The 13,548-nt window shown below is 46.7% G+C and carries 16 protein-coding genes; 14 read left to right on the top strand and 2 right to left on the bottom strand.

From position 1 onward, the window contains the following. Window positions 1–92 precede the first annotated feature (92 nt). The 10 genes from J6600_RS10260 (at window position 93) to J6600_RS10215 (ending at window position 8,543) form a co-directional block, all read left to right on the top strand. Window positions 93–575 carry a glutathione peroxidase gene (locus tag J6600_RS10260; protein ID WP_014418163.1) on the top strand — a complete coding sequence of 161 codons (483 nt, stop codon included), beginning with the start codon at window positions 93–95 and terminating at the stop codon, window positions 573–575. 11 nt (window positions 576–586) lie between these two features. Next, window positions 587–1,195, top strand: coding sequence for an HD domain-containing protein (locus J6600_RS10255; protein WP_209387375.1), 609 nt, complete (start codon window positions 587–589; stop codon window positions 1,193–1,195). Between the two features lie 68 nt (window positions 1,196–1,263). Beyond that, the gene (locus J6600_RS10250) at window positions 1,264–2,397 is read left to right on the top strand and encodes a conserved virulence factor C family protein (protein ID WP_032873313.1); all 1,134 of its coding nucleotides are present in this window, start codon (window positions 1,264–1,266) and stop codon (window positions 2,395–2,397) included. A gap of 252 nt (window positions 2,398–2,649) precedes the next feature. After that, window positions 2,650–4,326 carry a dihydroxy-acid dehydratase gene (gene ilvD, locus J6600_RS10245; RefSeq protein WP_209387374.1) on the top strand — a complete coding sequence of 559 codons (1,677 nt, stop codon included), beginning with the start codon at window positions 2,650–2,652 and terminating at the stop codon, window positions 4,324–4,326. Window positions 4,327–4,407: 81 nt separating this feature from the next. Continuing rightward, complete coding sequence (locus tag J6600_RS10240; RefSeq protein ID WP_003153619.1) at window positions 4,408–4,842, top strand: BrxA/BrxB family bacilliredoxin; 435 nt, start codon at window positions 4,408–4,410, stop codon at window positions 4,840–4,842. Between the two features lie 38 nt (window positions 4,843–4,880). Then, a complete protein-coding gene (locus J6600_RS10235) occupies window positions 4,881–5,651 on the top strand; it encodes a class I SAM-dependent methyltransferase (protein WP_017418003.1) in 771 nt (256 codons plus the stop codon). Window positions 5,652–5,913: 262 nt separating this feature from the next. Continuing rightward, a complete protein-coding gene (locus tag J6600_RS10230) occupies window positions 5,914–6,522 on the top strand; it encodes a YpjP family protein (protein WP_209387373.1) in 609 nt (202 codons plus the stop codon). Window positions 6,523–6,621: 99 nt separating this feature from the next. Then, complete coding sequence (locus J6600_RS10225) at window positions 6,622–7,416, top strand: thymidylate synthase (protein WP_003153622.1); 795 nt, start codon at window positions 6,622–6,624, stop codon at window positions 7,414–7,416. After that, window positions 7,413–7,898, top strand: coding sequence for a dihydrofolate reductase (locus J6600_RS10220; protein ID WP_007409527.1), 486 nt, complete (start codon window positions 7,413–7,415; stop codon window positions 7,896–7,898). Before J6600_RS10225 ends, J6600_RS10220 begins: the two co-directional genes overlap by 4 nt. Window positions 7,899–7,919: 21 nt before the next feature. Then, window positions 7,920–8,543 carry a lysophospholipid acyltransferase family protein gene (locus tag J6600_RS10215; protein ID WP_209387372.1) on the top strand — a complete coding sequence of 208 codons (624 nt, stop codon included), beginning with the start codon at window positions 7,920–7,922 and terminating at the stop codon, window positions 8,541–8,543. Window positions 8,544–8,585: 42 nt separating this feature from the next. On the opposite strand, the gene trhA is transcribed toward J6600_RS10215, so the two are convergent. Beyond that, complete coding sequence (gene trhA, locus J6600_RS10210; protein WP_007409529.1) at window positions 8,586–9,224, bottom strand: PAQR family membrane homeostasis protein TrhA; 639 nt, start codon at window positions 9,222–9,224, stop codon at window positions 8,586–8,588. A 16-nt stretch (window positions 9,225–9,240) separates the two neighbouring features. After that, window positions 9,241–10,233 carry a sigma 54-interacting transcriptional regulator gene (locus tag J6600_RS10205; RefSeq protein WP_209387371.1) on the bottom strand — a complete coding sequence of 331 codons (993 nt, stop codon included), beginning with the start codon at window positions 10,231–10,233 and terminating at the stop codon, window positions 9,241–9,243. A 184-nt stretch (window positions 10,234–10,417) separates the two neighbouring features. Here J6600_RS10205 and ilvA point away from each other — a divergent pair, with 184 nt between their 5' ends. The 4 genes from ilvA to J6600_RS10185 all read left to right on the top strand — a co-directional run bounded on the left by ilvA (window position 10,418) and on the right by J6600_RS10185 (window position 13,543). After that, window positions 10,418–11,686, top strand: a complete 1,269-nt coding sequence (gene ilvA / locus J6600_RS10200; protein WP_209387370.1) for a threonine ammonia-lyase IlvA — start codon at window positions 10,418–10,420, stop codon at window positions 11,684–11,686. Between the two features lie 92 nt (window positions 11,687–11,778). Then, window positions 11,779–12,030: a DUF2535 family protein gene (locus J6600_RS10195; RefSeq protein WP_007409532.1), complete on the top strand. Its 252-nt coding sequence runs from the start codon at window positions 11,779–11,781 to the stop codon at window positions 12,028–12,030. 98 nt (window positions 12,031–12,128) lie between these two features. Further along, window positions 12,129–12,710 carry an SCO family protein gene (locus J6600_RS10190; RefSeq protein WP_044802186.1) on the top strand — a complete coding sequence of 194 codons (582 nt, stop codon included), beginning with the start codon at window positions 12,129–12,131 and terminating at the stop codon, window positions 12,708–12,710. Window positions 12,711–12,787: 77 nt separating this feature from the next. Further along, entirely contained in the window at window positions 12,788–13,543 is a 756-nt protein-coding gene (locus tag J6600_RS10185) for an SGNH/GDSL hydrolase family protein (RefSeq protein WP_209387369.1), read from the top strand. The last annotated feature ends 5 nt before the right edge of the window (window positions 13,544–13,548 follow it).

Raw genomic sequence — 13,548 nt, 5'->3', positions numbered from 1 at the left:
TTTCCGTTAAGTGGAAGGAAAAAGCGGTTACCGTTTGTTTTGCAGTGTAAAACAGGTAAAATAAATGAAGAATGTAAAAAGGAGGGCCGCAGATGACAATTTACGATATAAACGTACGGACCATAACAGGCGAAGACATGACGCTATCGGCTTACAGAGGCAAGGTGATGATCATTGTGAATACAGCAAGCAAATGCGGGTTCACATCCCAGCTCAAGCAGCTTCAGGAGCTCTATGATACATATCGGGAGGAAGGTCTTGAAATATTAGGATTTCCCTGCAACCAATTCATGAACCAAGAACCTGGAAACGAAGCGGAAATTCAAGAGTTCTGTGTGAAAAACTACGGAGTCACATTCCCGATGTTTGCGAAAGTTGATGTCAATGGAGCAGACGCTCATCCTCTCTTCACATATCTGACGGAGCAGGCGAAGGGGATGCTCGGCACAAAAGCGGTCAAATGGAATTTCACTAAGTTTATCGTGGACCGAAACGGTGAAGTCACCGGGCGTTTTTCACCGAACGTCAACCCAAAAGAGCTTGAAGATACGGTGCAGAAGCTTTTGGCCCGATAAGAGGTGATACGGTGAACGAAAAAGAGCAGCTGGAAAGCGTCAGGAATTGGGTTAGAGAAAAGCTTATCAATGAACGAACGGGCCATGACTGGCTTCATATTTCCCGGGTCGCAACACTTTCAGTTTATATGGCAAAAGAAGAAGGCGCCGACTTATTTATCACTGAGACGGCCGCGCTGGTTCATGATCTGATTGACGCCAAGCTCGAAAAAAGCGAAAGGCTGACGGCAGGCGAAGTGACAGAACGGCTGGCTGCTTTCAACATCGCGGATGTCCCCATTCAGGAGATCACGGATATTATCACGAGAATGTCATTCAGACACAGGGAACTGCTGAAAAAGCGGCCGCTTTCATTGGAGGGGAAAGTTGTTCAGGATGCAGACATGCTTGATGCGATCGGCGCAGCGGGCATTGGCAGGGCTTTTATGTTTGCCGGGGCGAAGGGTCATCCGATGTACGGAACTCAAACAAGTGTGCTGGCCCATATAGAGGATAAATTAATCAAGCTTAAAGGCTTAATGAATACAAAAACGGGGGCCGGTTTAGCAGAGGAGCGGCATCAATTTCTTTTGCAGTTCGCCGCCCGTATCCAAAAAGAGGCCGGCATTTGCAAAAGCTAAGCGGCGCAATAGAACGCTTGTGCCGACTATGTTAGAATAAGTGTCAGATTGCGCATAGGAGGACCAATATGAAGATTAAATCAATAGAACCGACGCCGAGTCCGAACACGATGAAAGTGATTTTGACTGAAGAGCTTCCGGCAGGGAAAAGCAACAATTACAAACCCGATCAGGCAGATGATGCTCCGGCCGTCGTACGTGATATTTTAAACATTGAAGGAGTAAAGGGCGTATATCACGTTGCCGATTTCCTGGCTGTGGAGAGAAACGCCCGTTTTGACTGGAAGGAAATTCTGCCTCAGGTCCGTTCCGCTTTCGGAATGGAACATACGGAGCAGTCTGAGAGCCGTTCTGAACAGGAATCGTTCGGTGAAGTGAAGGTTTTCGTACAAATGTTCAGCGGAATCCCGATGCAGGTCAAATTGACGGACGGCGAACGTGAAGAACGCTTCGGCCTTCCGGAACGTTTCCAAGAAGCCATTTTAAAGCTGCGTTCCGAAGCTTCAAATGTCGTATTTGAGCGGGCTTGGAAAGAACAAGGCGTGCGCTTCGGAGATTTTACCGAAATCGGACACGATGTCACAGAAGAGCTTCAGGCCGCCTACAGTGATGAACGGCTCAAACGTCTGACAGAAGCAGCCGCACAGCAAAAGGGTGAGGCCAAACCGGCAGTGCAGCGGAAAGCTTATAAAGTGACATTGGAGATGCTCGATGATGAAGACTGGAAACAGCGCTATGCCCATCTTGAGCAAATGGATCCGGATGAAGACGATTTACCAGTATTGGAAAAGGCGCTGCATGATCCGAAGACTTCGATCAGAAGACAAGCCGTCGTTTATTTGGGAATGATCGAAAAGCCGTCTGTGCTTCCGCTGTTATACAAAGCGCTTGAAGACAAAACGGTGACGGTCAGAAGGACGGCGGGTGACTGTCTGTCGGATCTCGGCGATGCGAGCGCCATCCCGGCCATGATGAAATCGCTCAGTGACTCAAGCAAGCTCGTGCGCTGGCGCGCGGCCATGTTTTTATATGAAGTCGGCGATGAAAGCGCGCTGGAAGCATTAAAAGCGGCGGAAGACGATCCGGAATTCGAAGTCAGCCTGCAAGTCAAAATGGCGATTGAACGGATTGAGCACGGAGAAGAGGCGAAAGGTTCAGTCTGGAAACAGATGACTGAAAGCAGAAAAAAAGAACAGTTATAACAAAAAGGTGCGCCATGCACCTTTTTTATTTGAATTCACTTTTTATAAAAATTATTTAGAATATTGTTGAAAAATGATTCAAAACTCTATATAGTAAGTACAATATTAATTGTTGGAGGGTTTTTATCGAAATACAGAAAGAATAGAAAAGCGAGACAGGGCAAAGATACTGTAAAATTTGCAGAACGCGCCCTAGAATAAACTGAAAATTTTAAAAATAATGCACAGTCTAAAAACAGTAGGGGGATCACCATGGCAGAATTACGCAGCAACATGATCACACAGGGAATTGACAGAGCGCCGCACCGCAGCCTTCTTCGCGCTGCCGGCGTAAAAGAAGAAGACTTCGGCAAGCCGTTTATCGCGGTCTGTAATTCATACATCGATATCGTTCCCGGGCATGTTCACCTGCAGGAATTTGGAAAAATCGTAAAAGAAGCAATCAGGGAAGCGGGCGGTGTGCCTTTTGAATTTAACACGATCGGAGTAGATGACGGAATCGCGATGGGGCATATCGGCATGAGATATTCGCTGCCGAGCCGCGAAATCATTGCCGATTCAGTTGAAACAGTCGTCTCGGCGCACTGGTTTGACGGAATGGTCTGCATTCCGAACTGCGACAAAATTACGCCGGGAATGCTGATGGCGGCTATGCGGATTAATATTCCGACCATTTTTGTCAGCGGGGGGCCGATGGCAGCCGGCCGTACAAGCGACGGCCGCAAAATTTCGCTTTCTTCAGTATTTGAAGGCGTCGGCGCATATCAAGCCGGGAAAATCGGTGAAAGCGACCTGCAGGAGCTGGAACAGTTCGGCTGCCCGACATGCGGATCTTGTTCGGGCATGTTTACGGCAAACTCCATGAACTGTCTGTCTGAAGCGCTCGGTCTGGCGCTTCCGGGCAACGGAACAATTCTAGCAACTTCACCGGAGAGAAGAGAGTTTGTGAGAAAATCAGCGGCCCAATTGATGGAGACCATCAAAAAAGACATTAAGCCGCGCGATATCGTCACCGAAAAAGCGATTGACAACGCGTTTGCGTTAGACATGGCTCTCGGCGGCTCAACCAACACGGTGCTTCATACGCTTGCGCTTGCCAATGAAGCTGGGGTTGAGTACTCTTTAGAACGCATTAACGAAGTGGCTGAACGAGTGCCTCACTTATCGAAATTGGCGCCGGCCTCGGACGTCTTCATTGAAGATCTGCACGAAGCGGGCGGAGTCTCGGCGGCCCTTAATGAATTGGCGAAAAAAGAAGGGGCGCTTCATCTTGACGCGCTGACTGTAACAGGCCGCACACTCGGAGAAACAATTGCGGGTCATGAAGTAAAGGATTATGACGTGATTCATCCGCTTGACAATCCGTTTACCGAAAAAGGCGGTTTGGCCGTCCTGTTTGGGAATCTGGCTCCGGACGGCGCCATTATCAAAACAGGCGGCGTACAGGATGGGATTACAAGACATGAAGGTCCCGCTGTCGTCTTTGATTCCCAAGATTCCGCGCTTGAAGGCATTATAAACCGCAAAGTAAAAGAAGGAGATGTTGTCATTATCCGTTATGAAGGGCCAAAGGGCGGCCCGGGCATGCCGGAGATGCTTGCTCCGACGTCTCAGATTGTCGGAATGGGGCTTGGCCCGAAAGTGGCGCTTATTACAGACGGCCGTTTTTCAGGAGCGTCCCGGGGCCTTTCAATCGGGCACGTATCGCCTGAAGCGGCTGAAGGCGGCCCGCTCGCATTCGTAGAAAACGGCGACCATGTCATCGTTGACATAGAAAAACGGATTTTGGACGTACAAGTGCCTGAAGAAGAATGGGAAAAACGCAAGGCCGAATGGAAAGGCTTCGAGCCGAAAGTAAAAACAGGATATCTGGCCCGGTATTCCAAACTCGTAACAAGCGCCAATACAGGCGGAATCATGAAAATATAAAACAGAGGCCTGAACAATTGAATTCCGGCCCCCTCTATAGTATCCTTGACTTCATATAAGGATTTTAGAGGGGGCTTTTTTATGTCAATGGCTTATGAAGAATATATGCGCCAGCTGGTCGTGCCGATGCGCCGTGAGCTGACGGGTGCGGGTTTTCAGGAATTAACGACTGCTGAAGAAGTAGAAAGTTTTATGGAACAGGCAGAGGGCACGACATTGGTCGTTGTCAACTCCGTGTGCGGCTGTGCAGCCGGTCTTGCCCGTCCGGCTGCGACTCAGGCTGTTTTACAGCATGAAAAAGCGCCTGATCATACGGTTACCGTATTTGCCGGTCAAGATAAAGACGCAACTGCAAAAATGCGTGAATATTTTACGGGGCAGGAACCTTCCTCGCCTTCAATGGCGCTGTTAAAAGGGAAAGAGGTCGTTCATTTTATTCCCCGCCACGAAATCGAAGGGCATGACATGGAGGAAATTATGAAAAATCTGACGGATGCCTTTGATGCGCACTGCTGAAATGCCCGATTTCCGGGCATTTTCTTTTTGGAGAAAAAATGATCACAACGAGTTACAGACCAAGCGAATATACGATACACACAGCGCAGTCACTCAGTGTCAGGCTGGGTGACACTTACTGCAGCCGCAATAAACAGCCCATTGAAAAAATGCTGGAACGAGCGGCTGGCGATCTTTTAGTCATCGGAAAGGAACGGTTCGAACTTTACACGAAGCAAGGGGAGAAGTTCTTTTTTCACCCGAATACAGCGATGTTCCGTGCAAAGCGGTTTTTGAGAGGGGAAGCCGAGCCGTTGTTAAAAGCAGCCGGATTACGCGAGGGGGATTCCTTTTTAGATTGTACGCTCGGCCTGGCATCTGATGCGATTTTGGCAAGCCTGGCAGTCGGAAAAAGCGGACAAGTTATCGGCCTGGAGAAAAACAAGCTTGTCTCATTGCTTGTTGAAACAGGACTTCAAACGTGGGAAACCGGAATGGAGCAGCTCCAAACCGCCATGAAACGCATTCAGGTCAAACATGCCGACTGCGCCGATTATTTGCGGGAGCTTCCTGATTCATCGGTAGATGTCATTTATTTTGACCCGATGTTTCACGAACCTGTTGAAACGTCAGACGGCATTGCACCGCTCCGCGCGCTGGCAGAAGAGGGTTTTAACGAAGAGTGCATCACGCAAGCCGTCCGGGCGGCGAAAAAATGCGTAGTGCTTAAAGACCATTGGAAAAGCCCGCGGTTTGAACGATACGGCTTCAAGGTGCTGAAAAGAAAGACGGCGCTTTTCCACTTCGGTGTCATACATGTAAGCTCATGATATCATGGGCTTCTTTTTCGTTAATCAGTGATTTCCATAACGACAAAATAAAGCAGCGTGAGAAGTGATACAGTCGCAAATAAAGCGTTAATCATCTCATCCCCTCCTTTTTCTCCTTCTTATTGTAAGCGGTTTATCCGCTCGGTCACAGTTACCAATTTCCCATATTGCATGATAATACGCTGCCGGACATGACGCCGCGCTTTCATCTATGCTAAAATAAAGGAAAAGAGGACAATAAAACAGAGGGGAACAATCTGTCATGAAATTGTGGATGAAAAAGACCCTTGTGGTTCTGTTTACCATTGTAACGTTCGGTCTCGTGTCTCCTCCGGCTGCTTTGATGACAGAAAAGCCTTCAGGACAGTCGAGCAGTCTTGAGCAGAATGATTACACCGCTTTTTATGATGAACATGCCCTGCCGGGAGAAGAGAAGGCAGGGCGGGAGCCTGAATTACTGTTTCAATCGTATCAGCAGCAGCTTCTCGGTGATGCTGAAAATCAATCATTTTTAAAATTCGGCAGCAAAATCTCTCCGGTCATTGAAGATGATTACAGAAGTGAAATTCTGCCGAAAATCGAAGATGTGATCACAGGACATTTAGCCAAGTTTCAAGATGATGAAGCGTATCAGGATGTGGTTATTTCCAGTAAACCGTCGGCCGGAAAAACCGAAAAAATTTTTCATGTGTATAACAGGCTGACGGGTGAAGATCTTTTAAGGTTTCACGTCCGCCGGGACCATCCTCCGCAAGACGGCTACTGGTTTAATTTTCATTACCATACCGCTGAAGACGGATTTCAATCACATTATGAGCTCGGCAGCATTTACTGGGACCGCAATACGCCGCCTGACTGGATGAGCGTGTAATAGCGAGAAGAAATAAAAAAATCATTTCTGAGAAATTTTGCAGAAATGATTTTTTATTGTGTTACACTACTAAAAGACTACTTTAAAAGGATGAAAAAAATGAAACAATATAAAGATTTGTGCCGTCATGTGTTAGAAAACGGAGAAAAAAAAGGAGACCGTACGGGAACGGGTACGATCAGCACGTTCGGCTACCAAATGCGGTTTAACCTTCAGGAAGGTTTCCCGATGCTTACGACGAAAAAGCTCCATTTTAAATCCATCGCGCATGAGCTGCTTTGGTTTTTAAAAGGAGATACGAATGTCCGCTACCTTCAGGAAAACGGAGTCCGCATCTGGAACGAATGGGCGGATGAAAACGGAGAACTCGGACCGGTTTACGGCTCTCAATGGCGTTCATGGCGCGGAGCGGACGGCGAGACCATTGATCAAATCTCCCGGCTGATTCACGACATCAAGACAAACCCGAATTCCAGACGTTTAATCGTCAGCGCCTGGAATGTCGGCGAAATTGATCATATGGCGCTTCCGCCTTGCCACTGCCTGTTTCAGTTTTATGTCGCGGACGGAAAACTGTCGTGTCAGCTTTATCAGCGCTCAGCGGATGTCTTTCTCGGCGTGCCGTTTAATATTGCGTCTTATGCGCTTTTAACAATGATGATCGCGCATGTGACGGGACTTGAACCGGGTGAGTTTGTTCATACATTCGGAGACGTCCACATTTACCAAAACCATGTGGAGCAGGTGAATTTGCAGCTGACAAGGGATGTCCGTCCGCTGCCGAAACTGCGGTTTGCGCGAAATGTTGATTCTATTTTTGATTTTACGTTTGAAGACTTTATCATTGAGGATTATGACCCGCATCCGCACATCAAAGGAGCTGTCAGCGTATGATTTCGTTTATTTTTGCGATGGATGAAAACCGGCTGATCGGAAAAGATAACGATCTGCCTTGGCACCTTCCCGATGATCTCGCATATTTCAAAAAAGTGACGACGGGTCACACCATTGTAATGGGGCGGAAAACGTTTGAATCAATCGGACGCCCGCTTCCGAACCGGCGTAACATCGTTGTAACCTCACGGGACGAATCTTTATTCCCGGGCTGTATTACCGCCGACTCGGCTGAGGAAGTGCTCAAGCTGATCCCGGCCGATGAAGAATGCTTTGTGATCGGCGGCGCCCAGCTGTACAGTGCGCTCTTTCCTTATGCGGACAGACTTTACATGACAAAAATTCACCATGTCTTTGAAGGAGACCGTTTTTTTCCGGAATTTAATGAAGCTGAATGGGAATTGACATCCCGCAAACAGGGAGTAAAAGATGAAAAAAACCCTTACGATTATGAGTACCTTGTATACGAGAAAAAGAATTGAGTTTAAGCAGGGGGACAAGAATTGATTCGTTACGGCTGCCTTGTGATGTACGTTGTATTTATGTTCATGAAAAATATTCAGGAATATATCAATCAAAAAGAGCTTGACCCGCGGCTTTCTTTTCAAAAACAGATGAGGCTGGTGTATGAGCGGCCGAAAGCCTTTATGAGAGGCTGCATTGACGTGTCGGGATCGGCAATCGGCATTCATCATGATCAGCCGATACCGGACGGCCCCGTATTGTATGTGCATCCCAGATTGCGCCCGGCTGATCTTCTTCTGCTTGCGGGACATCTTGAAGAGCCGGCTGGTTTTATCGCTGGCGAGAAAGCTTTCCGGATGCCGTTTCTCGGAAATTGGCTGCGGCTGATGGGTGTCATTTGTGACGGAGACAGCCAGGATGCCGTGTTTCAGGAGGCGGAAGTCCGTCTGCAAAAAGGGCAAAGTCTGATTCTGTCCGAAGACGGCAAAATCAATCCGGAGGAACTGGCCCTTCGTTTCGATCTCCCGATTGTGCCTGTCAGCACTTCGGGAACAGACCGGCTGCTGCGGGGCAGATTACTGAAACGGCTGAAACCGGCTGACATTGAATTACATATAAAGCCCGCTTATTATCCGGCCGATCAGAAACGGCTCCGTGCATAAAAAAAAGCACAGTCTCTATACGAGAGGCTGTGCTTTTTTATTTCAGATAAAGGGAACTTTGACGCAATAAAATAAAATACAGAAAAACATCGAGGCGCTGCCGCCTAAAACAAAACTGTGCCAAATGGCGTGATGATACGGAACCTTTCTCCAAATATAAAATATTGTGCCGGCGGAATACAATAAGCCGCCGAAAAGAAGAAGGCCGAAACCGGGGCCTGACAGCGAAGCGTACAGCGGTTTAATGGCGACGATGATCAGCCAGCCCATCATTAAATAGACAAGCGTTGAAAAAATGATAAACCGCTTCACGAAAAAGATTTTAAACACGATGCCTCCGATGGCAAGCGACCAAACAATAATTAAAAGGGTCAGACCGAGCGCCCCTTTAAGGGGTCCTAATAAAAATGGCGTATATGTTCCGGCTATTAATACGTATATCGCGGAATGATCCACAATCTCAAGAATGTCTTTCGTTTTTTTATGCTGAATGCTGTGCAAAAGAGTCGAGCTGAGATACAGCAGCAGCATTGAAGCGCCGAAGATTGAAAAGCTGACGATGTCTGTCGGCGAGCCGTATTTCACCGCGAAGATAATGAGAAAAATAAGCGCCGGAATCGACAGCAATACACCGATTCCGTGTGTGACGGCATTTGCGATTTCTTCTTTTATTGTGAACAATCAAATGTCCTCCTTTTTAAAGGATTTGTTTTTGCAGTGACTGCAAAAAGCTCAACCCTTCTAATGTAATTTTTGTTCCTGCGCGTCCTCGGCCTTTTGTCACATAGTTCATCTTTTCTAAGTAATCAAGCCTGTTTCTGACCTGCTGGGGCGATAATGTCATTGTGCTGTTTTCGCTTAATTCGGATATGCTCCGTCTGCTGGCGGGTTCGCCCTTTGTATTTAAGTCTTTAATTGATTCCAAAATAAACAAAAACTCTTCTTTCTCCATCAATGTCAGCCGTTTTTCTTTTTTCTTAGCTGTTTTCGCTTTCTGGCTGTTTTTGATATACAGCGGGACATCATCGGGATAAATCGTGCTGCCGGATGCTGCCGCGGCCATATAGTACGCCGTATTTTGAAGTTCTCTGATGTTGCCGTTAAAGGTGTGCCGCTCAAACAGCGGATAAACGGACGGATCGATATGAACATGCTGCCCCGTGGCTGTCAGCATATGCTGCAGAAGAAGCGGTATATCGCTTTTTCGTTCAGATAAAGCAGGGAGCGGAAGGCATAACACGTGAAGCCTGTAAAATAAATCTTGGCTGAACGTATTTTCCGCGCCGGTACCGCCAAGATCCGCCGTGCTGCTTGCAATGATGCGGGCGGAAAGCCCGGCGTCCAGCTCGGAAAGAAGGCGGGCCTGTACCGAGAGCGGCATGTCTCCGATTTCATATAAGAATAATGTTCCGCGGCGGGCCCTGTTTAATGCGCCTTCAGCGCCGAACAGTTCATACTCGAGCCGCTCTTCGCTTTGGCTGCAGTGAACGGTAATAAATAGTTCGCTGTTTCTGCGGGATTTATGATGGATCGCTTTGGCCATTTGTTTTTTTCCGGTTCCGACTTCACCCGTTATGAAGACCGGCAAATCAGATAAGGCAAATTGCGAGGCCAATCGTTTCGCTTCTGAAAAGGTGTGATGTTCGCCGGCCAGCTGATAAAAAGGATCAGTTTGTTCAATTACACTCATGAATTGGCTCCTTTTGGTTCTAATTGGTTTAAGTATAACACGTTTTTGCGATCGAAAATATCTTTTTCTCTTGTATCGGTTCATTTAATTTTATTTACGAAATTAAAATAATTATCTTATTGTTTGAATATTCATGTTATAATGGCATATTAAATAGGGATTTAAATAAGAAAGGACTCTGTAAATGAAACCGTTGCTTAAAGAAGACTCTCTCATCCAGGTAAAAGACATTTTAAAAGCGCACCAAAACGTAAAGGACGTTGTGATACATACGCCTTTGCAGAGGAATGACAGACTTTCTGAGAGGTATGGCTGCAATATCTATTTGAAAAGAGAAGACCTGCAGGTGGTCAGATCATTTAAGCTCAGAGGGGCTTATAATAAAATGAGGCAGCTCTCAAAAGAGCAGACTGAAAACGGAATTGTATGCGCAAGTGCGGGAAACCATGCGCAGGGGGTTGCGTTTTCATGCAAACACCTCGGCATTCACGGCAAGATTTTTATGCCGTCAACCACACCGAGACAGAAAGTATCCCAAGTGGAACTGTTCGGAAAAGAATTTGTTGAAATCATATTGACGGGTGACACTTTCGATGATGCGTATAAGAGTTCCGCGGAATGCTGTGAAAAAGAAAACCGCACGTTTATCCATCCGTTTGACGATCCCGATGTCATGGCCGGACAGGGAACGGCTGCCATCGAAATTTTAAATGACATTGACGTTGAACCGCATTTTCTTTTTGCAAGCGTAGGGGGAGGGGGACTCCTGTCCGGGCTCGGCACGTACATGAAAAACATCTCGCCGGATACAAAAATCATAGCGGTAGAGCCGAAGGGCGCAGCCTCCTATTTTGAATCGAAAAAAGCCGGACAAGTGGTTGAACTTGAGAAAATTGATAAATTTGTCGATGGGGCGGCCGTAAAAAAAATCGGCGCCGAAACCTTTCAAACGCTCGAAACCGTCGTCGATGACGTTGTGCTTGTCCCGGAAGGAAAAGTGTGCAGCACGATTCTCGAATTATATAATCAATGCGCCATCGTAGCGGAGCCGGCGGGTGCATTGTCCGTGTCAGCACTTGATCTGTACAAGGAAGAGATTAAAGGGAAAAACGTCATCTGCATGGTCAGCGGAGGGAATAACGACATCGGCAGAATGCAGGAGATGAAGGAACGCTCGATGATTTATGAGGGGCTGCAGCATTATTTTATCGTTAATTTCCCGCAAAGGGCGGGAGCGCTTCGCGAATACCTTGATGAAGTGCTCGGGCCTGATGATGACATCACCCGGTTTGAATACACGAAAAAAAATAACAAAAGCAGCGGCCCCGCATTGGTCGGCATTGAGCTTAAGCATCGGGAAGATTACGGCGCGCTCATTGCCCGGATGAATCAAAAAGGATTTCATTACATAGAGGTGAATAAAGATCAGGATCTGTTCCACCTGTTAATCTGACTTTTTTTAGAACGGCCGCGCAAAATGACAGACACGCTTTCTCAGATTGTATATAATAAAAAGAAAACAATCGAAAAAGAAGGATTGATATCTTGTTACTCAAAAGCCTAGAGTTCAAACGACAGGACGGGATTCAGGTAAAAGTGACAGAAATACCGGTTGTCACGGAAGGTGAACATTATTTTTTTCAAATTCATCAGCACCTTGAGCTTTATTTGAGAGAGGTTTTTGCTTCACAAAGTGTGAGAACAGTGTATTCATTCCGACAATATGTCAAGCGCCGTATGAAGTGGAAAGATTACGAGGCCGTTTTCAACCAAGAGATTTTAAAACATAACGCATAACGGTGCATATTCCTTAGCGCCTTCCTTTTGATAAGGGAGGGTGCGGGAATTTTTTTATGATGAATGCTGTAAGCGTTTTATCCATGGGGGGAATGGAAATGAAAAAAATGAAAATCTTCGCTGCCGTCTTTTGTTTGCTGCTCTTGTGCGCCTGCGGGGGGAAAACGATAAAAGACCCGCTGAACTATCAGATTGAACCGTTTTCATATCAGAACCAAGACGGAAAAACAGTGTCACTGAAAAGCCTGAAGGGGCATGTCTGGATTGCCGATTTTATGTTTACAAATTGTAATTCAGTCTGCCCGCCGATGACGGCCCACATGACCGAACTGCAAAAAAAACTGAAGGCTGAGAATCTGGACGTGCGGATTGTGTCATTCAGTGTAGATCCTGAAAATGATAAGCCGAAACAGCTGAAAGCATTTGCTTCCAAATATCCGCTTTCGCTTCGCAACTGGGATTTTCTGACCGGTTACAGCCAAAAGGACATTGAAGATTTTGCGCTGAACAGCTTTAAATCAATCGTCAAAAAGCCGGAGGGAGAGGACCAGGTCATACATAAAACCTCTTTTTATTTAGTCGGACCTGACGGGAAGGTGCTTAAAGATTATGACGGCGTGCAGAAGGTTCCGTATGATGATATCCTGTCAGATGTCAAAGCGGCTGAGGAGCTCAAGTAAACTGGCAGATTAGACATTTTCAAATCTGAAAAAACATGTTACACTTTCCACTAGTAGACGGGGAAGGAGCAACCAGATTGAAGCTGCGAATGTTCTCATTGATCGCCGGACTTGCTTTGCTTTTATCAGCTTGTTCTGTCCAGCGCACCGGTTCTGACACTGAAGAACCGAAAACGAAAGATCATATTGTTATAGCTGCGGTCGGTGATTCATTGACTGAAGGAGTAGGAGATCCTGACGGTTCAGGATACGTCGGCAGGGTAGCGGAGTCTCTTAAGAAAAAGGGACATGTGAAAACGGTAGATATTAAAAATTATGCGGTGCAGGGCGACAAAACGTCGGACCTGCTGGAAAAGCTTGATAATAAAAAAGTTCAGAAATCATTAAAGAGCGCCGACTATATCTTTTTTACCATCGGCGGCAATGACTTAATGAAGGTGCTCCGCCAGAATATGATGCAGCTGACGGTTCAGCCGTTCCAAAAGGAAGAGAAACCTTTTGAAAAACGATTCAAGGCGATCGTTTCAAAAATCCGCAAATATAATGAAAACGCAGAGCTGGTGTATGTCAGCATGTATAATCCATTCACGTTTACGCTGCCTGAATTAAAAGAAATTAATGGGGTTGTAACGGATTGGAACAAGATCGCCGCAAAAGAGCTGGAAAAAGATCCTCACGCCGCCGCGATGAATGTTGAAGACTTGTTCAGTCAAAAAAGCGGCAGCAGACGGATTTCAAAGGATGATGATTTCCATCCGAACGCAAAAGGGTATGCACTCATCGCCGATCGATTGTACGGCATCATTGAAAAACAAGGGTTACCAGCAGAATAGGGTGA

The sequence above is a fragment of the Bacillus sp. LJBV19 genome, assembly GCF_017797845.1.
In the GTDB taxonomy this organism is placed as follows: domain Bacteria; phylum Bacillota; class Bacilli; order Bacillales; family Bacillaceae; genus Bacillus; species Bacillus velezensis.
The sequence above is the reverse complement of the archived record's forward strand: the minus strand, read 5'-3'. Positions and strand labels throughout refer to the sequence as shown.

Coding starts and splice junctions, on each gene's coding strand:
- ilvA (WP_209387370.1), top strand. CDS start 10,418: ATGAAACCGTTGCTTAAAGAAGACTCTCTCATCCAGGTAAAAGACATT.
- J6600_RS10250 (WP_032873313.1), top strand. CDS start 1,264: ATGAAGATTAAATCAATAGAACCGACGCCGAGTCCGAACACGATGAAA.
- J6600_RS10225 (WP_003153622.1), top strand. CDS start 6,622: ATGAAACAATATAAAGATTTGTGCCGTCATGTGTTAGAAAACGGAGAA.
- J6600_RS10235 (WP_017418003.1), top strand. CDS start 4,881: ATGATCACAACGAGTTACAGACCAAGCGAATATACGATACACACAGCG.
- J6600_RS10220 (WP_007409527.1), top strand. CDS start 7,413: ATGATTTCGTTTATTTTTGCGATGGATGAAAACCGGCTGATCGGAAAA.
- J6600_RS10190 (WP_044802186.1), top strand. CDS start 12,129: ATGAAAAAAATGAAAATCTTCGCTGCCGTCTTTTGTTTGCTGCTCTTG.
- J6600_RS10240 (WP_003153619.1), top strand. CDS start 4,408: ATGTCAATGGCTTATGAAGAATATATGCGCCAGCTGGTCGTGCCGATG.
- ilvD (WP_209387374.1), top strand. CDS start 2,650: ATGGCAGAATTACGCAGCAACATGATCACACAGGGAATTGACAGAGCG.
- J6600_RS10230 (WP_209387373.1), top strand. CDS start 5,914: ATGAAATTGTGGATGAAAAAGACCCTTGTGGTTCTGTTTACCATTGTA.
- J6600_RS10205 (WP_209387371.1), bottom strand. CDS start 10,233: ATGAGTGTAATTGAACAAACTGATCCTTTTTATCAGCTGGCCGGCGAA.
- J6600_RS10260 (WP_014418163.1), top strand. CDS start 93: ATGACAATTTACGATATAAACGTACGGACCATAACAGGCGAAGACATG.